We start from the raw sequence: 24,384 nt of genomic DNA, 5'->3' as shown, positions 1-24,384 counted from the left end.
TATGTCTGCACATCGTCAACTGCGGCTCGGGACCATTTTGCATGGCGCATCCGGAAATATGTCCGCCTGGCGTCATCCGGCGGCCGTCGCGGATGCCAGTATCAATTTTGATTTCGTTAAAGAGACGGCATTAAAAGCGGAAGAGGGCAAACTCGATTTCTTATTCGTTGCCGACGGTCTTTATATTAACGAAAAATCGATCCCGCATTTTTTAAACCGGTTTGAGCCCTTAACGGTGTTATCTGCGCTGGCAAGTATTACCTCGCGCCTGGGGCTGGTGGGAACCTTATCCACCTCCTACAGCGAGCCCTTTACCACGGCGCGGCAGTTCGCCAGCCTCGACCACCTGAGCAACGGACGTGCGGGCTGGAACGTGGTGACTTCGCCGCTGGAAGGTTCAGCGAAGAACTTTTCCCGCGAAAAACACCCGGAACATGCGCTGCGCTATCGCATTGCCGATGAGTATCTGGACGTGGTGAAAGGACTTTGGGACTCCTGGGAAGAGGATGCTTTTATCCGTAATAAAGAGAGCGGTCAGTTTTTTGACCCGGCTAAACTGCACCCTCTGAATCATCACGGGGATTTCTTCCAGGTCGCCGGGCCGCTCAATATTGGTCGCACGCCGCAAGGATGTCCGGTTGTCTTTCAGGCCGGTGCGTCGGATGACGGGAAAAAACTGGCGGCAAAACATGCCGACGCCATTTTTACCCACCATGACACCTTCGAAGAAGCAAAAGCGTTTTATCGCGACGTGAAGCAGCAGCTGGAAACGAACGGTCGGCGCGCGTCAGATTTGCATATTTTCCAGGGCGTCAGCGTCATCGTTGGCAACGATGCCGAAGACGTGGAAAACCAGTACCAGACTACGGCGGCGCTGGTGTCGATTCACGATGCCCTTAATTACCTCGGACGTTATTTTGAGCATCACGATTTCAGCCAGTATCCGCTCGACGAGCCGTTCCCGGATATCGGCGATTTAGGCAAAAACAGCTTCCGCAGCACCACCGATGAAATTAAGCGTAACGCCCGCGAACGCAACTTAACCCTGCGTCAGGTGGCGCTGGAAGCCGCGTCGCCGCGCCCGCGTTTTTCCGGCACGCCGGAAGAGGTTGCAGACGGCCTTCAGGCCTGGTTTGAAGGCTATGCCGCAGACGGCTTCATCATTCAGGGCGGCACGCCGGATACCTTCCCGCGCTTTGTTGACCAGGTAGTGCCCGTTTTGCAGGCCCGCGGGCTGTTCCGTACCGACTATCCCGGCACCACGCTGCGCGACAGCTTAGGTCTGGATCAACCGAAAAACACGTTCACACAACAATAAAAGAGAACACCGCTATGCAGAAAACATCGCTTATTCTGGCGCTCGCGCTGGCCTTTACCCCTGTCGTCCGGGCAGAGAATGTCACGATTAACGGCACTGGCGTGAGTATTGAGGCCAATAAAACGCCGATCAACACCGTCAAAAACGGTGATGCGGTGGCGCAGCTACCGAAGGATTATCGCTTTGCCGTGCCCGGGAAATTTACCGTGGCGGTGGCGGGGCTGAATCAACCGCCGCTTACGGTTTTCTCCGATGACAACAAAACGCTGTTGGGAAGCGAGGTTGACGTCGCTCGCCTGGTGGCTGACAGCCTCGGGCTGGAGCTGAACGTGGTGCCGACCTCGTGGGAAGACTGGCCGCTGGGCGTGGCGTCCGGGAAATACGATGCCGCCATCAGCAATATTACCGTCACCAAAGCGCGCAAAGAGAAGTTTGATTTTGCCACCTACCGTAAGGACTCCCTCGGTTTCTACGTGAAATCGACCAGCCCGATTACCTCGCTTAAAAAAGCAGAGGACATCGCCGGGCTCAGGATTATTGTGGGTTCCGGTACCAATCAGGAAGCCATTCTGCTGGCATGGAATGCCGAGAACCTCAGGAAAGGGCTGAAACCCTTTACTCCGATCTACACCAAAGACGATGCGGCGCAAACGCTGGCGCTGCAGTCCGGGCGCGCGGATGCCTACTTTGGCCCGAACGTGATAGGCGCGTGGAAAGCGGCGCTCAACGGCAAAACCAAACTCGTCGGCAGCGTGGACGGCGGCTGGCCGAAAGCGGCGCACATCGCGGTCACGCTGAGAAAAGGCAGCGGCCTGGTCGAGCCGGTGCAAACCGCGCTTAATGGCGTAATCAAAAACGGCGATTACGACAAAGTGCTAAACCGCTGGGGAGAAGGGGTTGAGCGCATTGCTCATTCCGAGGTGAACCCGGCAGGTCTGGGAGATTAAGGAGGCGCTATGCGTGAACAATTTCGTGATGTTTCGCCGGAAGATGCCGAACTGCAGCCGATTATCGAGGGGCTGTTCGGTGAATATGCCGCCCGCTACGGCGACTACTTCTCTAAGGACGCGGAAGTGGAGCTCACGGCGTGGTATTTAGCGCCACAGGGGCTGTTTATCGTGCTGGAACGTGACGAGAAGATTATCGCCACCGGTGCGTACAAACCCTTTGATGAACGGACCGCCGAAATTAAACGCATCTGGACGGACAAATCCCTGCGTCAGCAGGGGCTTGCTGCCCGCGTGGTGCAGGAACTGGAGCGCAGGGCGGTGCAGGCGGGTTACAGCCAGATCTACCTGACGACCGGTTTTCGTCAGCCGGAAGCGGTGCGGCTCTATCTCAGCCAGGGATACCAGCCGCAGTTCGATCTCACACGTGACCCGGAAGAGTACAGCCAGCCGCCGTTTGACGGTCGGCTGCGTTTCACCAAAACGCTGGTACGTGAAGCGTTCAGTAAAACCGCATGAGGAACGACGATGAGCAACGTTGAAACCATTAAGGTGGTCCCGGCGCGTTATCCGCTGCGGACCGTCGGCGCCGTGGTGGCCCTGTTTATCCTGGCCGTTGTGATCCAGTCCGTGGCCTTTAACCCGCGCTGGGAGTGGGCGGTGTTTGCCCGCTGGTTCTTTGACCCGGTGATCCTCGCAGGTGTCGGGCAGACCCTGCTGCTGACCCTGATCGGCACCGCGCTGAGCGTGGTGATTGGCGGCCTGCTGGCGCTGGCGAGACTCTCTTCCTCCTGGCTGTTAAGCAGCCTGGCGTGGGGCTACATCTGGTTGTTCCGCTCGCTGCCGCTCATAGTCGTGCTGATCATCCTCTACAACTTCTCCTATCTCTACGACACGCTCTCGCTCGGTGTACCGTTCACCGGCATCACCTGGGGCAGCTTTGAAACCATCAACGTGCTCGGGCAATTTTCTACCGCGGTGGTGGGGTTAACCCTCGTTCAGAGTGCCTATACCGCCGAGATCATTCGTGGCGGATTCCTCGGGGTCGATCACGGCCAGTATGAGGCTGCCGCCGCGCTCGGCCTGCCCGCATGGCGTCGCACGGTGCGGATCATTCTGCCCCAGGCGCTGCGTACCATATTGCCCTCGGGGTTCAATGAAATTATCAGTCTCGCCAAGGGTACGGCGATGGTGTATGTCCTGGCGATGCCGGAGCTGTTCTATACCATCCAGATGATCTACAACCGCACGCAGGAGGTGATCCCGCTGCTGATGGTCGGTGCCGCGTGGTACCTGGCGATCACCACCGTTCTGTCCGCTATCCAGTATGGTGTTGAGCGCGGGCTCGCCCGCAGCGAACGCCGCTCCGCCGTGAACCAGAACAGCGCCACCCGTCGTAGCCGCGCTGTCACCACCACGCCAGCACAGGAGCCCGTCCATGCAAGCCTCTCCTGAAGGACATATTTCAATTACCGGCGTCAGCAAATATTTTGGCCGCCATAAAGCGCTCGACAACGTCACGCTTGAGATCCCGCCGGGCTCCGTAACGGTGATCCTCGGGCCGTCCGGCTCGGGTAAATCGACGCTGCTACGCACCATTAACCACCTGGAGCGCGTCGACGAAGGCTTCATCCAGATCGACGGGGACTACATTGGCTACCGTCGTCAGGGTGACAGGCTTTACGAACTGAAAGAGAACGAGATCCTCAGGCAGCGCGTCAACGTGGGTTACGTGTTTCAGAACTTCAATCTCTTTCCGCATCTCACGGTGCTGGAAAATCTGATTGAGGCGCCCATCGCGCATAAAAAGCTCAGCAGGAAAGAGGCGGTGGAAAGGGCATATAGCCTGCTGGATGTGGTGGGGCTAAGGGATAAAGCGGACGCCTGGTCCCGCCATCTCTCCGGCGGCCAGCAGCAGCGCATTGCCATTGCCCGTGCGCTGGCGCTGCGTCCGCGCGTAATGCTGTTTGACGAGCCTACCTCGGCGCTGGATCCGGAGCTGGTGGGGGAAGTCCTGGACGTCATCAAAAAGCTGGCCCGCTCTGGCACCACGCTGGTGGTGGTCACGCATGAGATCGGCTTTGCCCGGGAAGTGGCGGATCAGGTGGTATTTATGGTCGACGGGAAAATTGTGGAGCAGGGCAACAGCGACGACGTTTTAAACCGTCCGTCGCACCCGCGAACGCGCCAGTTCCTCTCTAAAGTGCTGTAAGGAGCGCAGATGAAATATGGATGTCTGGTTGGGTTGTTCTTCACGACGGTGAGCCACGCCGGGATTGATGTGCAGGCCAACGAGCAGCCGCTGCCGGTGACGGTGGATCGGCAGGCGGTGGCGAAGATCCCCGCGAACTACAGGTTCGTTGAGCCGGGAACGCTTACGGTTGCCGTTTCCATGCTGAACTCTCCACCGCTGGCGCTGCTGGCCAGCGACAATCGCACGCGCATCGGCAGCGATCCGGATATCGCCCGCCTGCTGGCGGGTAGCCTGGGGCTCAAGCTGAAGCTGATACCGACGGCGTGGGAAGACTGGCCGCTGGGGATCGCCTCCGGACGCTACGACGTGGCGCTGGTGAACATTGCGGTGACCGAACAGCGTAAAGAGAAGTTTGATTTTGCGACCTACCGCGTCGATTCGCTGGCGTTCTCGGTGAAATCCACCAGCGAGATTCAGTCGATCAAAAGCCCGGAAGATCTGGCCGGGAAAAAGGTGATTGTCGGCTCGGGGACCAATCAGGAGCGCATCCTGCTGGGCTGGAACGAGGAGAATAAAAAGGCGGGACGCGAACCTGCGCTGCCGGTCTATCTCCACGACGATGCCTCGGGCAATCTCTATATTCAGTCTGGCCGGGCGGATGTGTTATTTGGTCCGCAGTCGGTTTCGTCCTGGAAAGCGGCGCTCACCGGAAAAACGCGTGTCGTGGGGTTAGGCCCAAAGAAAGCCTTTGTCGCCACGACCACGAAAAAGGGGAATGGGCTGGTGTACGCCCTGCAGGCCGCGCTGGACGGGGCGATTGCGCGGGGTGAGTACCAGAAGGTGCTGGCGCGCTGGGGTGAACAGGGCGAAGCGGTCACGCAGTCGGAGGTCAACCCGCCTGGGATAACCTACTAATGGTGCTCTACACTTAGGGTTTTCATCCCTGAGGGGGCAACATGATGAAACTTTATGGCGTACCCGGCTGGGGCTCGACAATCAGTGAAGTGATGCTGACCCTGGCCGATATCCCTTATCAGTTTGTGAACGTGGACGGGTTTGACCAGCCTGGTCCGCAGCGTGAGTTGCTGCAAAAGCTCAATCCGCTGTGTCAGGTGCCCACGCTGGCGCTGGAAAATGGCGCCATCATGACCGAAACGGCGGCGATTGCCCTGATGGTACTCGACCGTTGTCCCGATCTTGCGCCGCCCGTGGGGCAGGCCGAACGCCAGCAGTTTCAGCGTTTGCTTATCTGGTTTGTGGCTAACGTCTATCCCACTTTTACGTTTGCAGATTATCCCGAACGCTGGGCGCCCGACGCACCGGAACAGTTGCAGAAAAACTGCATTGCGTACCGGAAATCCCTCTATTTATGGTTCGAAAGTCAGCTTAAAGCCGCGCCGTTTGCATTGGGAGAACGACTGACGCTGCTGGATGTGTATATTGCCGTGGCGCGCACCTGGGGGCCTCGTCACGACTGGTTTGCTGCCAATACCCCGAAATTTACAGCGATCGCCGATACCGTCTGTCAGCTGCCAGAACTGCACAAGGTGTTAAAGGCAAATACTATTATCTGATAACGTGAAGCGCTCAACCACAACAGGAAACCTGCATATGCCACACGTAGATATCAAATACTTTCCCCGCGATCTCAACGACGAACAAAAAACCGCGCTGGCGGCCGATATTGCCGAAGTGATTACGCGCCATCTTAACAGTAAAGACCGTTCCATTTCGGTAGCGCTGAATGAAGTTCAGGAAGCAGACTGGAAAGCCCAGGTCTGGGATACCGAGATCGCCCCGAAGATGGATGACCTGATTAAGAAACCGGGATATTCAATGTAAGTTTTATGCCGGGTGGCCGCTTCGTCTTACCCGGCTTTGTCTGCCTCTCCAGCCTTCTTTCCGCAAAAAACGATAAAAATAAGTTTAATCTTATCCGGTACACTTTACGTTCCTGACTGACATTTTATAAATCCTTAGGAAAGATCGACAACAGAATCAATTAAGGACAGCAACGTTAAAGGATAATTTTCTCATGACAAAATTACCCCGGTTTTCACCTGCCTTTTTCCATCCTCGATACTGGCTAAGCTGGACAGGCATCGCCGCGCTATGGCTCATTATGCTACTGCCTTATCCGCTGTTATTCAGAATTGGACATCGCCTCGGGCGGCTGGCTATGCGCCTTCTCCCTCGCCGCGTGGCGATTGCCCGCCGCAACCTTGAGCTATGCTTCCCGCAGATGAAAGCAGAGGAGCGTGAAGCCTTGCTGCAGCGTAACTTTGAATCCGTGGGGATGGGGGTAATTGAAACCGGCATGGCGTGGTTCTGGCCCGAGTGGCGGGTGCGTAAATGCTTTACCGTGCGCGGGTATGAGCATATGGAGCAGGCCAGGGCGCAAGGAAAGGGCGTGGTGCTGGTTGGCATGCATTTTCTCACCCTTGAACTGGGCGCGCGGATTTTTGGCATGCTCAACCCGGGGATTGGGGTTTATCGTCCGAATAATAATGCGTTGCTGGACTGGCTTCAGACGCGCGGGCGTCTGCGTTCTAATAAAACCATGCTGGACCGTCATGATTTAAAAGGCATGATCCGCGCCCTGAAGCAGAATGAGATTCTGTGGTACGCCCCGGATCACGACTATGGCAAGACTAACAGCGTGTTTGCACCCTTCTTTGCTGTCCCGGATGCCGCAACTACGGCAGGAAGCTATATGCTGGTAAAAAGTGCTCAGCCCGCCGTGATTCCGTTCGTGCCCCGTCGCAGGGCGGACGGAACCGGTTACGAACTGATTATTCTTGAGGATATCAGCGCGTCGTTGCAGGGTGCTGACAAAGAGACGGTTGCAACGCAGATGAACAGGGCTATCGAGCGAGCCGTGCTGATGGCACCGGAGCAGTATATGTGGCTCCACCGACGCTTCAAAACGCGCCCGGAAGGCCAGCCGGACAGGTATGCCCGCCGCAAGAGCGTGGCATCGCGAGTGGATATTCTCTCCGCCGACGAGCTTACTGACCGCTCGGGCGTCCAGCACTAAGGGAGCATCCTGCCCTCACCATGCGGTGAGGGCCTGCGGTACGGCGCATAGTCCGCCTGCCACCAGGGCTGCTGTCGAGTATCTACAGTGGCGAGAGATAACAACATGACCGGAAAATTGCGGCCAGCTTTTTTACCGCGTCTTCTATTTCCCTTTCGGTGTAAGCGGCAAATCCCATTAAAAAACCGGTGGATGCCGGGCTGCCTGCATATAAGCCGGTAAGTCCTAACATATCAATATCAGCGCGACGGGCCGCGGTGGCAATGTCCTTCTCGGATAGCCCGTGCCTCAGGTGGCAAGGCATCTGCATGCCACCCGCTGGCGTTGCGTACACAACATAATCAGAAAGATACTCGTCCATCAGACTGGCCAGTTTGTCGCGACGAGCAACATAAACGTTCCTCATCTTGCGAATATAGGCACCAAAATGTCCACCCTCCAAAAATTTAGCCAGCGTCAGTTGAGTGATTAATGCGGTATGGCCGTCCATTAATGTCCTGGCCATGGTAAAGGGCTCGGTCAGTTCTGAGGGGACGATCATGTACGCAATACGTAGCCCGGGGAACAGCGACTTGGTGAACGTGCCGATATAAATTGTCCGGTTGTAAGCATCCAGCCCCTGAAGGCAGGCCATAGGCTTTCCTTCATAGTGAAACTCACTGTCATAGTCATCCTCAATGATCCAGGCGGCGTGACGGTTTGCCCAGTCAATGACGGCCAGTCGTCGGTCAAGAGAGAGTGTCACCCCGGTTGGATACTGATGAGAAGGGGTAAGGTAGATAGCTCTGGCAGGTTCGGTTAGCGAATTAAGTGCGTCAACGGATATGCCTTTTTCATCAAGAGGAACCGGGACAGGGTGCAGTCCGGCAGCCTTAAACGCTTTGTGTGCCCCTTGATAGGTGGGATCTTCAATGACAATACTCTCCCCGTTGTCCAGCAGCACGTGTGAACAGAGCGCTAGCGCCTGTTGAGAACTTGTCAGAACGATCACCTGTTCTGCACTCGCACGTGTCCCGCGCTCAAGATTGACATATTCCGCGATGGCCCGCCGTAAGCGCTCCATGCCCTGCGGTGGACTTTGCTCCAGTATTTTGTGCTGATATTCCTTCAGGACCTGCCGCTGAAGACGCTCCCAGGTTGGAATGGGGAACAGGCGGGTTTCGGGGATACCGGGCGCCAGCGGACGTGGCGAAGAAAACTCGCGGATCCCGCCACTTTCATAGATGACCTTTCCACGGGCGCTAAGTTTTGCTTTTCGTGTTTCCGCGGTTGGCGGATGCTGTCGGATACGTGGTTTTAAAAACCGGGCGCTGGAAGAGACGAAGCTCCCTCTGCCTGTTTGCCGCTCAATAAAACCTTCTGCATGCAGGCTGGAATAGGCTGCTTCAACCGTATCCCGCGAAACATTCAATGAGGTAGCCAGCGCACGTGAAGCAGGAAGCGCCTTACCGTGCGACAAGGTCCCTTCAAGTATCAATGTGCGTATCGCTCTCTGGATCCTTTCATGAAGCGGTAGTGAACCGTTTGCAGGGTCGGAAATCCATGCCTTAACCGTTTCAAGCTGCGCGTGCTTAAACATTATGTTGTCCACTTTTCCCTCTGTATCCCTTGATTCTAAAGCAATAGTGCATGTAGCAGGATGAAAAATTGGTCTGCCTTTATGATGAGAATTGGCGGGGCAAAACGGGCCATTCAGCGAATACACTCTTCCTGAAACAAATACGGGATAAGCACAGAGGCAATATGAATAATACGAGCGTGACCATTGAGGCAGTTAAAGAACGTGATTTTGAAAGCTGGATGCCACTATGGAGAAAATATCAGGAATTTTACAACGTCGATCTATCCGGGGCAGTGACAGAACGAACCTGGCAACGATTTTTCAGCCCCGTTGAGCCAGTATTCTGCGTAGTGGCACGATGCAATGGAGAGGTGGTGGGGTTTGCGCATTATCTTTTTCACCGTTCGACCTGGTCCGAGAGCGATTATTGCTACCTCGAAGATTTATATGTCAGCGATGCAGCAAGGGGCAAACACACGGGCAAACAGTTAATAGAATATGTGCAGAGAGAAGCAAGAAAACATCACGCCAGCCATCTTTACTGGCATACGCATGAAGCCAATTATCGCGCGCAACGATTGTACGACTGGATTGCGAAAAAAAGCGGGATGATTGAATATCGTATGCACGTAAGATAAATCCCTTCGCTGTCCGTGTGCCCCTTAAATTTTTAAGGGGCATTAAACCAGACGTACTCTTATCATTTAGCCTGCAAAAGTATCTCCATCAGCCCTGGAAAACGGGTATCCAGATCGTCTCTTCGCAAAGAAATCATGTTTTCTCGTCCCTGCGGACGCTGCCAGATTACGCCGCTGTCCCGCAATACGCGCCAGTGGTGGGTCATGGTGGATTTCACCACATCTTCCGGGCGCAGCGCGTTACAGCTGAGTTCGTCGCCGTCGGCAAGTCGGCGGATAATTGACAGCCGGAGCGGGTTGCCGAGGGCAAACAGCACATTTTCCAGCAGTATTTGTTCAGTTTCAGGGTGGTTTGGGATCATCGTTTTCCTGCGTATGGCGTCAGATTGAGCTATATCAACAATAGGTCAACCCGTAAAAAATAGTTCGATAATACTCGTACAATAGGACTATTATAGCAAACGAACGAATACACGACCATCCCGGTCGTCACAGACAAGTCAGAAAGACTTAAGGAAATAGTATGCCCCGACCCATCCCTCTCGAACGTTATCGCAACATCGGTATCTCCGCGCATATCGATGCCGGTAAAACAACCACCACTGAGCGCATCCTGTTTTATACCGGGATGAGCCATAAGCTGGGTGAAGTACACGATGGCGCGGCAACCACTGACTGGATGGCGCAGGAGCAAGAGCGCGGGATCACGATTACCTCCGCAGCGGTCAGCTGCTTCTGGCCAGGCATGGACAGAGGGTTTGAACCGCACCGGATCAACATCATCGACACCCCGGGGCACGTGGATTTCACCATTGAGGTCGAACGTTCCATGCGCGTGCTCGACGGCGCGGTCATGGTGTATGACTCCGTGGGTGGCGTGCAGCCACAGTCGGAAACCGTCTGGCGTCAGGCGAACAAATACAAAGTTCCTCGCATTGCGTTTGTTAACAAAATGGACCGCCCGGGGGCCGATTTCTTCCGCGTGGTGCGGATGATGCAGGAACGCCTGAAGGCCAACCCGGTGCCGATTGTGATTCCGGTTGGCGCGGAAGAGCACTTCACCGGCGTGGTGGACCTCATCAAGATGCGCACCATTTTGTGGGACGATGCCACTCAGGGCATGGTGTTTACCTATGCACCCGTGCCGGACGATCTCGTCAGTACTGCCCAGGAATGGCGGGAAAAAATGGTCTCTGCCGCGGCAGAAGCCAGCGATGAGCTGATGGATAAGTACCTCGAAACGGGGGATCTGACGGAAGCGGACATGATTAAAGGCCTGCGTATCCGCACCATTTCTGGCGAAATCCAGCCGATGCTGTGCGGCAGCGCGTTCAAAAACAAAGGCGTGCAGCGCATGCTTGATGCGGTGATTGAGCTGATGCCGTCCCCGCTGGACGTGCCGGCCATTGATGGCGTGGATGAAAAAGGGCAGCACGCGGAGCGTCATCCGAGCGATGATGAGCCGTTCTCCGCCCTGGCATTCAAGCTGATGAGCGACCCGTATGTCGGGCAACTGACCTTTATCCGCGTTTACTCTGGCGTGCTGCGTAAAGGTGATGCGGTCTATAACCCGGTGAAAGGAAAAAAAGAGCGCATCGGGCGTATTGTGCTGATGCACGCCAACGACCGTCACGAGGTGGATGAACTGCGCGCCGGGGACATCGCGGCCTGCGTTGGGCTGAAAGACGTGACCACAGGTGATACGCTCACCGACCCGAACGCCGTTATCACGCTTGAACGCATGGAGTTCCCGGATCCGGTTATCTCGCTGGCAATCGAGCCGAAAACCAAAGGCGATCAGGAGAAAATGGGGATCGCGCTGCAGCGTCTGGCAGCGGAAGATCCGTCGTTCCGTCTGCATACTGACGAAGAGTCCGGTCAGACCATTATTTCCGGAATGGGTGAGTTACACCTGGAGATTATCGTCGACCGTATGAAGCGTGAGTTTGGCGTCGAGGCGAACATTGGTCGTCCACAGGTGACCTACCGTGAAACCCTGCGTAAGGCGGTGAAGGATATCGAAGGTAAGTTTGTCCGTCAGTCCGGTGGTAAAGGGCAGTATGGCCATGTTGTCCTGAGCCTGGAGCCGACAGAACCTGGCAGTGGCTTTACGTTTGAGGATGCGACCAAGGGCGGCGTGGTGCCACGCGAGTATATCCCGTCCGTTGAGAAAGGGCTGCGGGAGGCCATGAACAGCGGTGTGCTGGCGGGCTATCCGGTTGTCGATGTTAAAGCGACGCTGACGTTTGGCTCGTACCACGATGTCGACTCCTCGGAGATGGCGTTCCGCATGGCGGCAATCCTTGGTTTCAAAGAGGGCGCTCGCAGGGCGGATCCGGTGATTCTTGAGCCGATCATGCACGTGGAGGTGGAAACACCGGAAGAGTACGCCGGTAACATCATGGGCGATCTCTCCTCCCGACGCGGCATGGTGCAGGGCATGGAAGAGCAGTACGGCAGCCAGATTATCCGCGCTGACGTGCCGCTGGCCGAGATGTTTGGCTACGCCACGACATTACGCTCGATGTCCCAGGGACGCGCGACGTATACGATGGAGTTCCATCATTTTGCGGAAGCACCGCGGAATGTTGCGGATGAGATTATTTCGAAGCGCGCGAAGAGTTAATGAAGTGCACATGGTAGTCCCTGGGCTACCATGTGTCTTTTCCTTGTATCATCTTTTACTTAATCAGCGTTGCCGATCGGATTTTCCATTTACCTTTCTCCTGAACGAGACAATCTGCCACAACGTGATCTTGTTTTTTACCAAACGCGATATAAACGTTTGTGCAAACCGCATCAAACTCAGAATGCAAGACGGTGATCTGATTCCAGTCTTCGTCCCAATCCTGAGACTTGATGAACATATCCGCATCGGGCATATCTTTTTCGTTGCTGTCGCCTGAGTACATTTTTTTAATTGCTGCAATTGTTCCTGAGGTAACGTAATCATTCATGATGTCGGGATTCAGTACTGGCGGTTTATTCTGATTTAACTGCGCGATATACCACTGATTGAATTTAAGCGCAGCCTGTTCCGGTGCAGAGATGCTCTCTGCGACCGCGAAAGGAGACAGGGCGAAAAGAACAAAGAAGAGTATTTTCATTAGTCGTGCCTGAACAGTTCATAATGGGGTTGCATAGTACGGTATGCTTGCCCTGGATACAGGGTGCGTTGTATGAAATCGCTAATCCACTGCTGACCATCGTATATGCAAACGTGCCCGCTATCGTGACCAACAATATTCTGAATAACGGCTACGTCTCCGGCGTGGGGTTGATCATACACTAAGCGGAAACCTGCATTGACCAATGTCCGTCCCATATCTTTTGCCAGACGCGTATTGGGAATCTTTAATCTCCCACCCATTCTGATTGCTTCGGTGACGTAGTGAGCACAATAACCCGTGCTCTTCGGTTGTGCGTGCGATTTCGCATAGGAGATTGCGCCTTCTTTATTCCATGACATTGATATTTCCTCAATAAGAGTTTGCATCCGCAGCAACTCCAGAAATATCCTCCGATTTACAGGATTATGATAAACATAAAATGTCATAGAAAATTATTATAATTTAATGCAATGACATTGATGAATTCAATCCAGAGCCTTCACCATCTTCCCGCTCGTCACAAACGTCCCGGCCCCAAGATGATGCAGCGTATTCCGTTTATCCCCGTCAAACTGCCAGCGTCCGGCGACGAACGCGCGCTCATCTGCTGCCGCCGAAACCACTTCGCCAAACAATGTGTCATATTTTTCCGCCGCGGAGGTAACGGGTAATAACCGGCACTCCATCCACGCCAGACATTTTTCTTCGATAACCGGCAGGCCGAGTTCAGGGCCGTTTACGACCGGAATGCCGTAGCAGTTGAATTTGTCCTCGTCGCGCCCGCTGACGCTGCCGACCGCGTAAGTCCAGTTGGCCGCCGCTACGCCGGGAATGACAATCCCAAACTTCCCGCTGCGCTCAATCAGCTCGCGCGACCAGGTACTTTTGTCCACCACGATAGCGATGCGCGGCGGTTCAAACTCCACGGGCATTGACCATGCGGCGGCCATCACGTTGCGTCTGTCGAGAGATTCGTCCCGACTGGTAATCAGTACGGTAGGACCGTGGTTCAGCAGGCGGCTGGCATGACGCAATTCAACAGGGCGAAAGTGGCTCATAGGATCTCCTCATCTACACGATGAGTATGGCGAAAAAGCACGTAAATCAAAATGAATGCGCAAAATTAGTTTATAAACAGAACACCACCCTCAAAGGAAACTGATGCATGTCCCCATTTCTGACTGGCTATTTCGCGCGTATCGGCTGGACGCAACCCACACGGGTAGATATCGATACCGTGCGCGCGCTGCATTTACACCACAACTGCGCCATTCCATTCGAAAATATTGATGTCGTCCTGCCGCGCGAAATTCATCTCGAAGATCAATGTCTGGAGGACAAACTGGTGACCGCGCGCCGTGGGGGATATTGCTTTGAGCAAAACGGCCTTTTTGAGCGAGTCTTGCGTGACGTCGGGTTTAAGGTGCGCAGCGTGCTCGGGCGCGTGGTCCTGGCGAATCCGTCGCAGATGCCGCCGCGTACGCACCGCCTGCTGCTGGTCGAGCTTAACGGTGAACGCTGGATTGCTGACGTTGGGTTTGGCGGCCAGACGCTGACGGCGCCGATTCGTCTGCTGGCTAACGAAGAACAGGAAACGCCGCACGGGCAGTATCGTCTGCTGAGCGAGGGGAACGACTGGGTGCTGCAGTTCCGCCATCATGAACACTGGCAGTCGATGTATCACTTTGACCTGACGACGCAATATTTCAGTGATTATGTTATGGGGAACTTCTGGTCGGCGCACTGGCCGCAATCGCATTTCCGCCATCATCTGTTGATGTGCCGCCATCTGCCGGACGGCGGTAAGCTGACGCTGACCAACTTCAACTTCACCCACTGGCAGAATGGCCATGTGGAGGAGCAGATCCATTTGCCGGATGCAGAGGCGCTGTATCAGCTGATGCAGTCGCGGTTTGGTCTTGGGGTTGACGATCCGAAGCACGGCTTTACACTAGCAGAATTGACGGCGGTGATGGCGGGGTTTGATACGCATCCGCAGGCAGGAAAATAGCCCGGTGGCGGCTACGCCTTACCGGGCCTACTTGGGTTCGAATGTAGGTCGGGTGAGGCGCCGCCACCCGACAACATAAAAGGCATACTGATATGGAAATCTTGATTCGGAATAAATTTAGTTCTGTGGGAATGTTGCTCGGTGTTATTGCGCTGCTTCTCTCCTTAGCTCAGTTCACCCTCGGTCCGTTTTCTTCAAAGTCGACAGCACTTGAAGTTGTTGTGGCTGAAAAGGTTTCGGCAGTAAAAAAAGGAATAATGGCTGGTTTAAAAGGAGAGCAGCCGATCGTTGAGACGAAAAAGAAACCAGTAGATATCGACCGGTTACTGATCGCCAGCGGAATAGTGTTGTCTGTCGTGTCGCTTGTACTTGCTTTCATTAGTGGCCTGCGTAAAGAGAACAAATGGACCGTGAGTGGGGCACTCTTTTTTTCCGGGGCCACGATCGCTTTTCATGCGGCGTTACTGGCTTTTGGTCTCATCATTGCGGTTTTAGTTCTGATGTTAGTTGTTTCAATTATAAGCGGAAGCACTCCGTTCTGACCTTATAGCCCGATGGCGGCTACGCCTTACCGGGCCTGGAAGGGTTCGAACGTAGGTCGGGTAAGGCGTAGCCGCCACCCGACACATTCAGCGGCGCGATCTCACCACCTGATACCGCCGGGTAAAATACTCAAACGGCGCGCTCCAGACGTGGACCAGGCGGGTGAACGGGAAGATAAGGAAGATCGTCATCCCCAGCACCAGATGGATGCGGAAGATCGGAGCCACGCCGCTTAACATCTCCGACGAGCCGCCCTTAAACGTCACGATCCCCTGTGCCCAGCCGACCAGCTTCATCATCTCGCTTCCGTCCGGATACTGAGCGGAGAACGGAATGGTCGACAGCCCAAGAATGCACTGAATCAGCAGGATACTCATGATGATGATATCCGGCGTGGTGGACGTTGCACGCACGCGCTGGTTGAACAGGCGGCGGATCAGCAGCATTGACCCACCGATGAGTGTCAGCACGCCGCAAATCCCGCCCGCAATCATGGCCAACTGCTGTTTAACCGCGACGGGCAAAAACCAGGCATACATCCAGTGCGGGGTTAACATGCCGAACAGGTGGCCGAAGAAAATCCCCAGGATCCCGATGTGAAACAGGTTAGAGGCCCAGTTCATACCGCGTTTGCTGAGCATCTGGCTCGACGAGGCGCGCCAGGTGTACTGCCCGTAGTCGTAACGCAGCCAGCTGCCGAGGAAAAAAACGGTGGCGCAGATGTAGGGGTAAATGTCATAGAAAAACACGTTCAGGTAATGTGTCATTTTGGGCCTCCGGCACTGACGTCCACGTACTGCGGCGCGACGTCCTGGCTAAAGCGTCGTTGATAGTGCTGCATCGGCGAGCTGTCGCACGATGTGGCGTTGTCTTCGATAAACTTCACCTGTTCCTCTTCCCACACGGCATCCAGCGCCTGACGGGTGTCGTCGCGTTTCTCGCCTGACACCTGTTGAGTGACACTGTCACTTGAAAGGCGGCTTCCGGCCAGGGCGAGCAGGGCGTCAAACAGCTGATAATGCGCCACGCCGCGCTGTTTCAGACGACCGCCAACCAGGGCGAGGATTGGCGCGACGTTCTGCAATCCCTCACGCGCTTCGTCGTCGGTTACGATGCTGAGATATTCCAGATAGAGCGGCAGGTAATCCGGCAGTTCACGGCAGTCCAGCACCAGGCCCGCTTTTTCATACTGACTCATCAGGTCGACCATCGCCTGACCGCGATCGCGGGATTCGGCGTGAACGTGCTCGAACAGCAGCAGCGAGGTCGCGCGCCCGCGTTCGAACACTTCACACCACTCGGCCTGTTTATCCAGCAGCGGGGCGCTCAGGTGCTGTCGGGCAAACGGCAGCAGCATGGGCGCGTCCTGCGCAATCAACGAGAGCGCTTCATCACGGTTCTCCCACAGCGTGTCATCGGGATACTCAATCAGCAGCGCGACGATCTTGAGGATCTGCATTATTCTCCCTCCCCATGTTCGCGCACCTCGGTAATGTTGATGGCATCGATGCGGCTGCTGTTAAAGAGGTTGAATTTGGTGTCGGAGCCGTGGCAACCGTCACCAAAGGTGAAGCCGCAGCCGTTTTTCTCCGGGAACGCGTCGCGCGCCATTTCACGGTGGCTGGTGGGGATCACGAAGCGATCTTCGTAATTCGCAATAGCCAGATAGCGGTACATCTCCTCAACCTGCGCTTCGGTCAGCCCGACTTCTTCGATGGCGCGAGTATCGGTCACGCCTTCCACGGTCTGGGAGCGTTTGTAGTGGCGCATCGCCATCATGCGTTTCAGAGCTCGCAGCACCGGGCCTGGGTCACCTGCGCTAAGCATATTTGCCAGATACTGCACCGGGATGCGCAGGCTTTCGACAGCAGGCAGTACGCCATCACTCTGCGGCAGGCCACCGGCATCCGCGTAGGACTGAATCGGTGACAGCGGTGGCACGTACCAGACCATCGGCAGGGTGCGGTATTCCGGGTGCAGCGGCAGAGCCAGCTTCCAGTCCATTGCCATTTTATAAACAGGCGATTTTTGCGCTGCCTCAATGACGTTCGCCGGAATACCCTGTTTCAGCGCTTCTTCGATGACCGCCGGATCGTGCGGGTTCAGGAACACGTCGCACTGACGTTCGTACAGATCGGTTTCGTGCTCGGTGCTGGCCGCTTCTTCAATGCGGTCCGCGTCGTACAGCAGCACGCCGAGATAGCGAATACGCCCGACGCAGGTTTCTGAGCAAACGGTCGGCTGGCCGGACTCAATGCGCGGGTAGCAGAAGATGCATTTCTCGGATTTACCGCTCTTCCAGTTGAAGTAGATTTTCTTGTACGGGCAACCGCTGATGCACAAACGCCAGCCGCGGCACTTGTCCTGATCGATCAGCACAATGCCGTCCTCTTCGCGCTTGTAGATGGCACCGCTCGGGCAGGTGGCGACGCAGCTCGGGTTCAGACAATGCTCGCACAGGCGCGGCAGGTACATCATGAAGGTATTTTCAAACTGGCCGTACATCTCCTTCTGGATCTTCTGAAAGTTGCGGTCGCGGGAGCGCTTTTCGAACTCACCGCCCAGCAGCTCCTCCCAGTTAGGCCCCCAGACGATTTTATCCATCCGCTTGCCGTCAATCAGCGAGCGAGGGCGGGCTGTAGGGAGATGATCGCCCTCCGGGGCGCGATGCAGGTCCTGATAATCAAAGGTGAAGGGTTCATAGTAATCGTCAATTTGCGGCAGAACAGGGTTGGCGAAAATTTTCGACAGAACGCCCATTTTGCCGCCGAGACGCGGGGTCAGTTTGCCGTGGATCCCGCGGATCCAGCCGCCTTGCCACTCCTCCTGGTCTTCCCAGTTTTTTGGATAGCCAATGCCCGGCTTGGTTTCGACGTTGTTGAACCACGCATATTCCATGCCTTCACGCCCGGTCCAGACGTTCTTACAGGTGACCGAGCAGGTGTGGCAGCCGATGCATTTATCGAGATTCAGAACCATGCCAACCTGTGAGCGTATTTTCATTTTTTCGTCTCCTGTACCTGATCCCGACCTTCGCCATCCAGCCAGTTAATGTTTTTCATTTTGCGGATCATGATGAATTCGTCGCGGTTCGAGCCGACGGTGCCGTAATAGTTAAAGCTGTACGCCAGCTGCGCATAGCCGCCGATCATGTGCGTCGGTTTCGGGCAGACGCGGGTGACGGAGTTGTGGATCCCCCCGCGCCGGCCGGTCACTTCAGAGCCCGGAATGTTCAGAATGCGCTCCTGAGCGTGGTACATCATGGTCATGCCCGGCGGCACGCGCTGGCTGACTACCGCGCGGGCGGTGAGGGCGCCGTTAGCGTTAAAGGCTTCGATCCAGTCGTTGTCCTCAATGCCCAGCTCACGCGCGTCGGTTTCGCTTATCCAGACAATCGGCCCGCCGCGCGACAGGGTCTGCATCAGGAGGTTTTCGCTGTAGGTGGAGTGAATGCCCCATTTCTGATGCGGCGTCAGGAAGTTAAGCGCTTTTTCCGGGAAGCCGTTCGGCGGGATCTCGCGCATATGGCTCACGCTACGGGTATCAATCGGCGGACGGTAGGCCACCAGACTCTCCCCGAAAGCACGCATCCACGGGTGATCCTGATACAACTGCTGACGACCGGAAAGGGTGCGCCAGGGGATTAGCTCATGAACGTTGGTATAACCCGCGTTATAGGAGACGTGCTCACTCTCAAGACCGGACCAGGTTGGGCTGGAGATGATTTTGCGCGGCTGCGCCTGGATATCACGGAAGCGAATTTTCTCGTCTTCTTTGTTCAGCGCCAGATGCGTGTGGTCACGTCCGGTCAACTCCCCAAGCGCTTGCCAGGCCTTAACCGCCACCTGACCGTTGGTTTCCGGCGCGAGGGCGAGGATCACCTCTGAAGCGTCAATGGCGGTTTCAATCCGCGGACGACCTTTTGCCGGGCCGTCGGGCTTGACGTAATTGAGCTTGCCGAGGAAATCGACCTCGTTCTGGGTATTCCACGATATGCCTTTTCCGCCGTTACCGAGCTTGTCCATCAGGGGGCCAAGAGACGTAAAGCGCTCGTAAGTTTCCGGGTAGTTTCGCTCAACGACCGCAATGTTTGGCGCGGTTTTGCCGGGGATCAAATCGCATTCACCTTTGCGCCAGTCCTGGATATCAAACGGCTGAGAGAGTTCCGCCGGAGAGTCGTGCTGCAACGGTTGCAGAACCACGTCGGTTTCGGTGCCCAGGTGACCGACGCACACCTCGGAGAAGACCCTGGCGATGCCTTTGTAGATCTCCCAGTCGCTGCGCGATTCCCACGCCGGATCGACGGCGGCGGAGAGCGGGTGAATAAACGGGTGCATGTCCGAGGTATTCATGTCGTCTTTTTCGTACCAGGTGGCAGTCGGCAGGACGATATCGGAGAACAGACAGGTGCTGGACATGCGGAAGTCGAGCGTCACCAGCAGATCGAGCTTGCCCTCGATGGCAGCGGTTTGCCATTCGACCTCTTCAGGCTTCACGTCGTCTGTGGAACCCAAATCTTCACCCTGAATGCCGCTCTCGGTGCCGAGCAGGTATTTCAGCATGTACTCGTGACCTTTCCCGGACGAGCCAAGAAGGTTAGAGCGCCAGACAAACAGGTTACGCGGGTGGTTCTTGCCGTTATCGGGTTGCTCGCAGGCGAAGCGAACGTCACCCGATTTTAGCCCCTGAACGGTGTAGTCCTGCGGCGTCATGCCCGCCGCATCGGCACGTGCCTTAATGTGCAACGGGTTCAGGTTGAGCTGCGGCGCCGAGGGCAACCAGCCCATGCGCTCGGCGCGAACGTTGAAGTCGATCAGGTGCCCGGTGAATTGGGTGGCATCCGCCAGCGGGGAGAGGAGCTCCTGCGCAGTCAGCTTCTCATAGCGCCACTGGCTGGCGTGGTTGTAAAAGAATGACGTGCTGTTCATCTGACGTGGCGGGCGGTTCCAGTCCAGCGCAAAGGCCAGCGGCAGCCAGCCGGTTTGCGGACGCAGTTTCTCCTGGCCCACATAGTGCGACCAGCCGCCACCGCTCTGCCCGACGCAGCCGCAGAAGACCAGCATGTTGATCATCCCGCGGTAGTTCATGTCCATGTGGTACCAGTGATTCACCCCGGCACCGAGGATAATCATCGACCGCCCGTGCGTTTTGTGCGCCGTGTCGGCAAACTCGCGGGCGATTTTTTCAATCAGATACGCGGGTACGCCGGTGATCTGCTCTCCCCAGGCGGGAGTGTAGGCTTTGATCTGGTCATAGCTGTCTGCAGCGTTACTGTCCTGCAGACCACGATCGAGGCCGTAGTTCGCCAGCACCAGATCGTAAACGCTGACCACCCGTTTCTCGCGACCGTCGGCGAGCGTCAGGGTTTTGCTCGGCACGCGGCGCGTCAGCACCGGCTCCTGCTTCACGCTGCGAAAATGCGGGTTCTCATTACCGCCAAAGTAGGGGAAGGCGACATCTGCGACGCTATCGTGCGTAATCAGCAGGGAGAGGGTCAGCTCGCTTTCATGGCCTGCCGCCCGGGGCTCCAGGTTCCATTTGCCTTTTTCTCCCCAGCGGAAGCCGATGGAACCGTTTGGCACTACCAGGTTCCCGGCAATATCAAAGGCGACCGTTTTCCATTCAGGATTATTGGCTTCACCCAGCCCGTCGACAAGGTCTGAGGCCCGCAGCATCCGCCCCGGTACGACGCGACCATCGGCCTGTTCGTCCAGCAGGACCAGCATCGGCATGTCGGTGTAGCGGCGGCAGTAGTTGAGGAAGTAGTCGCTCGGGTTATCGAGGTGGAACTCTTTAAGGATCACATGGCCCATTGCCATGGCGAGAGCGCTGTCGGTGCCCTGTTTAGGCGCCAGCCACTGGTCGCTCAGCTTCGCTACTTCCGAGAAGTCCGGCGTAATGGCGACGGTTTTGGTGCCTTTGTAGCGCACCTCAGTGAAAAAGTGGGCGTCCGGGGTACGCGTCTGCGGCACGTTCGAGCCCCAGGCAATGATGTAGCTGGAGTTATACCAGTCTGCTGATTCCGGCACATCGGTCTGCTCACCCCAGGTCATTGGGGAGGCCGGAGGCAGATCGCAGTACCAGTCGTAAAAGCTCAGGCAGGTGCCGCCCAGCAGCGAGAGATAGCGGGTCCCGGCGGCGTAAGAGACCATCGACATCGCCGGGATAGGGGAAAAACCGGCGACGCGATCGGGGCCATAATTTTTGATGGTCCAGACGTTGGCGGCGGCAATCAGCTGGTTCAGCTCTTTCCAGTTTGAGCGGATAAAACCGCCTTTTCCGCGCGCTTTCCTGTAGCTCTGCGCTTTCTGCGGATCGTTCTGAATGGCATCCCAGGCCAGCACCGGATCGGTATGCTGCGCCAGCGCTTCTCGCCAGAGTTCAATTAACCTGCGGCGCACCAGCGGATATTTGAGTCGGTTGGCGCTGTAGAGATACCAGGAATAGCTTGCGCCACGCGGGCAGCCGCGCGGTTCGTGGTTGGGCAGGTCAGGGCGGGTGCGTGGATAGTCGGTTTGCTGGGTTTCCCAGGTCACGAGGCCATTTTTGACATAAATCTTCCAGCTACAGGAGCCGGTACAGTTCACGCCGTGGGTGGAGCGCACAATTTTGTCGAACTGCCAGCGCTGACGATAGCTGTCCTCCCAGTCGCGGTTGGTGTGATACACCTGCCCGTGCCCATCGGCGAAACTGTCGCCTTTTGTTTTGAAGTAACGAAAGCGGTCCAACAGTTTGCTCATGACATTTCTCCTGCTTCGATAGCATGGCCGGAGGGGGTTGCATCCCGCTCCGGCAAAGAGGTCGTTATTATTTTTGTGACGATTTGCGGCCGTACACCAGCCAGGTGACAAGGACACAGACGATGTAAAACACGAGGAACACTTTCATGGCCCCGACCGGCGATCCGGTCATTGCCAGCGAGGTGCCAAACGCTTTGGGAATGAAGAAGCCACCCACGGCGCCGATGGCAGAGATAAAGCCCAGCGCGGCCGCTGTTTCGGTCACCGCTTCATGCTGCGCCTGCTCGTCCGTGCCGCCCTGCTTTTTGACGCGGTCGAGGGTAATTTGGCGGAAAATAATCGCGATCATCTGGAAGGTGGAGCCGCTGCCCAGTCCGGCAGTGAGGAACAGCCCCATAAACACCAGATAGAAGGCGAAGAAACTGCCTGAACCGGAGCCCGGAAGCGTCAGGAAAATCAGGGCGCTAAAAATAGCCATAAAGACGAAGTTGATCAGCGTCACCCGCACGCCGCCCAGTTTGTCGGAGATCATCCCGCCCGCCGAGCGGGCCAGCGCGCCGATCAGGGGACCAAAGAAGGCGAGGTGCAGGATGTTCACGTCCGGAAACTGGGTTTTCGACAGCATGGCAAAGCCCGCCGAGAAACCGATAAACGAGCCGAAGGTCGCCAGATAGAGCAGGCTTAGCAGCCAGAGGTGAAAGCGTTTCAGGACCGGAAGCTGGCTGGCGATGGAGGCCTTTGAGCTGGCAATATCGTTCATGCCAAAAAACGCCGCAATGGTTGCCAGCAGCAGGAGGGGGGCCCAGATCCAGGCCGCGTTTGCCAGCCACATCGTCGAGCCATCCTCCTGTGGCACGCCGTGCACGCCGAGGAAGGTGAACATCGGGAGGAAAATGACCAGCGGCGCAACCAGCTGCATCACGCTGACGCCCAGGTTGCCCAGCCCGCCGTTGATGCCCAGCGCGCTGCCCTGTCTGGATTTCGGGAAGAAAAAGCTGATGTTGCCCATGCTCGATGCGAAGTTAGCGCCAGCAAAACCGCAGAGCAGGGCGATGATGATAAAGATCCAGTACGGCGTCGCGGGGTTTTGAATGGCAATTCCCAGCCACACGCAGGGGATAATCAGGATGACGGTACTCAATACCGTCCAGTAACGCCCACCGAATATCGGTACCATAAACGAGTAGGGGACGCGCAATATCGCACCGGAGAGAGAAGGTAATGCTGTTAGCATAAAAAGCTGATCGGTGGTGAAATTAAATCCGACTTTATTCAGGTTGACGGCGATGGCGCTAAATAACATCCAGACGCAAAACGCTAATAGCAGGCAAGCCACAGAAATCCATAGATTTCTTCGTGCGATATGTTTTCCTTTATTCTCCCAGAATTGCGCGTTTTCAGGTTTCCAGTTACTCAACAGATGCGGATTATTCTTTTCACTTTGTTGCGACATAGCGCCCTCTTGCTTACCTTAATGGAAAGAAAAAAGAAGTAAAAACAAAAAGATGAGTGAGAATTTGCTGTTGGATTTATTGGATGTTTTGGGATACATCTGAAAGGATAGATAAAAAAGCGCGCCCCTGAGGTGAGAATGGAAATTGCGGAGCGCTTAATATGTTACCAATTGTAAGTGTTGCGGGAATTAATACTCCAGAAGGAGTATTAAAACAATTCCAGCGTGATAAGTTTGTCGAGATGTTTATTTAGCGCCGCATCGTCCATTTCCGGCATATTTAATACGGTGATCCCATCCAGGCCGCAAACCAGCCCTATCAAACGCCAGGCAATATTTTCCGCCCGATCGGTGAGTGTGAATGCCCTTGCTTCCGCCCCGGCACGGATAATAACCACCGTCTCGTGATGCCACATCTCCATGGTCAGGACATAAGCCGCTTTGATCTCGGGATCCCGGCTGGCGAGAATTTGCGCTTCCCGCCACAGTCGGATATAAGGCTCAAACTTACCGTCGTCGCTGCCGAGCATGCTGTGCAACCGTTCCCGCCAGGTGGCACGTTCATCCGCTACGTCGGCATCTAATAGCTCGCGGATCAGGCGAACGAATGCCAGCGATTTCAACTCACCGCCGGAGGCAAAGTGGTGATGAACCTGCCCGGTAGCGACGCCCGCTTCAGTCGCAATGCGCCGCACCGTCATCGCCGCCAGCCCCTCGGCGAGCGCCACGCGCATGGCGGCCTGTAAGATTGCTTCCCGCCGTTCATCCTTGCTCAGATATCGCATGTTTACTCACTCTCAATGGGAATGAAACGAGTGTAACAAAAAGCTGG

Annotated in this window: 24 protein-coding genes; 13 read left to right on the top strand and 11 right to left on the bottom strand. The window is 55.9% G+C overall.

The genetic code is table 11. The features are described from left to right. Position 1 precedes the first annotated feature (1 nt). The 9 genes from L3068_RS25430 to L3068_RS12245 all read left to right on the top strand — a co-directional run bounded on the left by L3068_RS25430 (position 2) and on the right by L3068_RS12245 (position 7,496). Positions 2 to 1,318 (top strand): LLM class flavin-dependent oxidoreductase, encoded by a 1,317-nt coding sequence (locus tag L3068_RS25430; RefSeq protein ID WP_117580238.1) that lies wholly within the window; start codon positions 2 to 4, stop codon positions 1,316 to 1,318. A 14-nt stretch (positions 1,319 to 1,332) separates the two neighbouring features. Next, on the top strand, positions 1,333 to 2,265 hold the full coding sequence (locus L3068_RS25425) for an ABC transporter substrate-binding protein (protein ID WP_045268196.1): 933 nt from the start codon (positions 1,333 to 1,335) through the stop codon (positions 2,263 to 2,265). A 9-nt stretch (positions 2,266 to 2,274) separates the two neighbouring features. Beyond that, positions 2,275 to 2,784 carry a GNAT family N-acetyltransferase gene (locus L3068_RS12275; protein WP_014883937.1) on the top strand — a complete coding sequence of 170 codons (510 nt, stop codon included), beginning with the start codon at positions 2,275 to 2,277 and terminating at the stop codon, positions 2,782 to 2,784. Between the two features lie 9 nt (positions 2,785 to 2,793). Further along, on the top strand, positions 2,794 to 3,720 hold the full coding sequence (locus tag L3068_RS12270) for an amino acid ABC transporter permease (RefSeq protein ID WP_014883936.1): 927 nt from the start codon (positions 2,794 to 2,796) through the stop codon (positions 3,718 to 3,720). Then, positions 3,704 to 4,477, top strand: a complete 774-nt coding sequence (locus L3068_RS12265) for an amino acid ABC transporter ATP-binding protein (RefSeq protein WP_014883935.1) — start codon at positions 3,704 to 3,706, stop codon at positions 4,475 to 4,477. The genes L3068_RS12270 and L3068_RS12265 overlap by 17 nt, the downstream gene beginning before the upstream one ends. Positions 4,478 to 4,486: 9 nt before the next feature. Beyond that, positions 4,487 to 5,374, top strand: a complete 888-nt coding sequence (locus tag L3068_RS12260) for a transporter substrate-binding domain-containing protein (RefSeq protein ID WP_014883934.1) — start codon at positions 4,487 to 4,489, stop codon at positions 5,372 to 5,374. Between the two features lie 41 nt (positions 5,375 to 5,415). Next, on the top strand, positions 5,416 to 6,033 hold the full coding sequence (locus L3068_RS12255) for a glutathione S-transferase family protein (protein ID WP_014883933.1): 618 nt from the start codon (positions 5,416 to 5,418) through the stop codon (positions 6,031 to 6,033). A 37-nt stretch (positions 6,034 to 6,070) separates the two neighbouring features. Continuing rightward, positions 6,071 to 6,301 (top strand): tautomerase PptA, encoded by a 231-nt coding sequence (gene pptA, locus L3068_RS12250; protein WP_014883932.1) that lies wholly within the window; start codon positions 6,071 to 6,073, stop codon positions 6,299 to 6,301. A 193-nt stretch (positions 6,302 to 6,494) separates the two neighbouring features. After that, entirely contained in the window at positions 6,495 to 7,496 is a 1,002-nt protein-coding gene (locus L3068_RS12245) for a Kdo(2)-lipid IV(A) acyltransferase (protein WP_032636423.1), read from the top strand. An 82-nt stretch (positions 7,497 to 7,578) separates the two neighbouring features. Here the strand turns inward: L3068_RS12245 and pdxR are convergent, their stop codons facing one another. Next, positions 7,579 to 9,075 carry a MocR-like pyridoxine biosynthesis transcription factor PdxR gene (pdxR, locus tag L3068_RS12240; protein ID WP_117580234.1) on the bottom strand — a complete coding sequence of 499 codons (1,497 nt, stop codon included), beginning with the start codon at positions 9,073 to 9,075 and terminating at the stop codon, positions 7,579 to 7,581. Positions 9,076 to 9,239: 164 nt separating this feature from the next. On the opposite strand from pdxR, the gene L3068_RS12235 reads away from it, so the two are divergent. Beyond that, complete coding sequence (locus L3068_RS12235; RefSeq protein WP_023337343.1) at positions 9,240 to 9,695, top strand: GNAT family N-acetyltransferase; 456 nt, start codon at positions 9,240 to 9,242, stop codon at positions 9,693 to 9,695. 62 nt (positions 9,696 to 9,757) lie between these two features. On the opposite strand, the gene L3068_RS12230 is transcribed toward L3068_RS12235, so the two are convergent. Continuing rightward, positions 9,758 to 10,057, bottom strand: a complete 300-nt coding sequence (locus L3068_RS12230; protein WP_014883928.1) for an ArsR/SmtB family transcription factor — start codon at positions 10,055 to 10,057, stop codon at positions 9,758 to 9,760. 161 nt (positions 10,058 to 10,218) lie between these two features. On the opposite strand from L3068_RS12230, the gene fusA reads away from it, so the two are divergent. Beyond that, positions 10,219 to 12,321: an elongation factor G gene (gene fusA / locus L3068_RS12225; RefSeq protein ID WP_023330482.1), complete on the top strand. Its 2,103-nt coding sequence runs from the start codon at positions 10,219 to 10,221 to the stop codon at positions 12,319 to 12,321. A gap of 55 nt (positions 12,322 to 12,376) precedes the next feature. On the opposite strand, the gene L3068_RS12220 is transcribed toward fusA, so the two are convergent. From L3068_RS12220 to L3068_RS12210, 3 genes are all read right to left on the bottom strand, one after another. After that, on the bottom strand, positions 12,377 to 12,802 hold the full coding sequence (locus L3068_RS12220; RefSeq protein WP_014883927.1) for a DUF3828 domain-containing protein: 426 nt from the start codon (positions 12,800 to 12,802) through the stop codon (positions 12,377 to 12,379). After that, on the bottom strand, positions 12,802 to 13,164 hold the full coding sequence (locus tag L3068_RS12215; RefSeq protein ID WP_023330481.1) for a hypothetical protein: 363 nt from the start codon (positions 13,162 to 13,164) through the stop codon (positions 12,802 to 12,804). The genes L3068_RS12220 and L3068_RS12215 overlap by 1 nt, the downstream gene beginning before the upstream one ends. A gap of 126 nt (positions 13,165 to 13,290) precedes the next feature. Beyond that, complete coding sequence (locus L3068_RS12210) at positions 13,291 to 13,863, bottom strand: flavin reductase family protein (protein ID WP_014883925.1); 573 nt, start codon at positions 13,861 to 13,863, stop codon at positions 13,291 to 13,293. A 107-nt stretch (positions 13,864 to 13,970) separates the two neighbouring features. On the opposite strand from L3068_RS12210, the gene nhoA reads away from it, so the two are divergent. Both nhoA and yidI read left to right on the top strand, forming a co-directional pair. Beyond that, positions 13,971 to 14,816: an N-hydroxyarylamine O-acetyltransferase gene (gene nhoA / locus L3068_RS12205; protein ID WP_014883924.1), complete on the top strand. Its 846-nt coding sequence runs from the start codon at positions 13,971 to 13,973 to the stop codon at positions 14,814 to 14,816. A gap of 92 nt (positions 14,817 to 14,908) precedes the next feature. Then, positions 14,909 to 15,358 carry an inner membrane protein YidI gene (yidI, locus tag L3068_RS12200; RefSeq protein ID WP_117580232.1) on the top strand — a complete coding sequence of 150 codons (450 nt, stop codon included), beginning with the start codon at positions 14,909 to 14,911 and terminating at the stop codon, positions 15,356 to 15,358. An 87-nt stretch (positions 15,359 to 15,445) separates the two neighbouring features. Here yidI and narI read toward each other — a convergent pair whose 3' ends face one another. The 6 genes from narI to L3068_RS12170 form a co-directional block, all read right to left on the bottom strand. Next, entirely contained in the window at positions 15,446 to 16,126 is a 681-nt protein-coding gene (narI, locus tag L3068_RS12195) for a respiratory nitrate reductase subunit gamma (RefSeq protein ID WP_047344335.1), read from the bottom strand. Beyond that, on the bottom strand, positions 16,123 to 16,818 hold the full coding sequence (narW, locus tag L3068_RS12190; RefSeq protein ID WP_014883922.1) for a nitrate reductase molybdenum cofactor assembly chaperone: 696 nt from the start codon (positions 16,816 to 16,818) through the stop codon (positions 16,123 to 16,125). The genes narI and narW overlap by 4 nt, the downstream gene beginning before the upstream one ends. Then, positions 16,818 to 18,362 carry a nitrate reductase subunit beta gene (narH, locus tag L3068_RS12185; RefSeq protein ID WP_088126717.1) on the bottom strand — a complete coding sequence of 515 codons (1,545 nt, stop codon included), beginning with the start codon at positions 18,360 to 18,362 and terminating at the stop codon, positions 16,818 to 16,820. The genes narW and narH overlap by 1 nt, the downstream gene beginning before the upstream one ends. Then, positions 18,359 to 22,099: a nitrate reductase subunit alpha gene (locus tag L3068_RS12180; RefSeq protein ID WP_032636431.1), complete on the bottom strand. Its 3,741-nt coding sequence runs from the start codon at positions 22,097 to 22,099 to the stop codon at positions 18,359 to 18,361. Before L3068_RS12180 ends, narH begins: the two co-directional genes overlap by 4 nt. Before the next feature lie 67 nt (positions 22,100 to 22,166). After that, complete coding sequence (locus tag L3068_RS12175; protein WP_014883919.1) at positions 22,167 to 23,552, bottom strand: NarK family nitrate/nitrite MFS transporter; 1,386 nt, start codon at positions 23,550 to 23,552, stop codon at positions 22,167 to 22,169. A gap of 209 nt (positions 23,553 to 23,761) precedes the next feature. Further along, the gene (locus L3068_RS12170; protein ID WP_014883918.1) at positions 23,762 to 24,337 is read right to left on the bottom strand and encodes a TetR family transcriptional regulator; all 576 of its coding nucleotides are present in this window, start codon (positions 24,335 to 24,337) and stop codon (positions 23,762 to 23,764) included. Positions 24,338 to 24,384 lie beyond the last annotated feature (47 nt).

The organism is Enterobacter cloacae complex sp. ECL414 (genome assembly GCF_021869685.1).
Lineage (GTDB): Bacteria > Pseudomonadota > Gammaproteobacteria > Enterobacterales > Enterobacteriaceae > Enterobacter > Enterobacter kobei.
The sequence above is the reverse complement of the archived record's forward strand: the minus strand, read 5'-3'. Positions and strand labels throughout refer to the sequence as shown.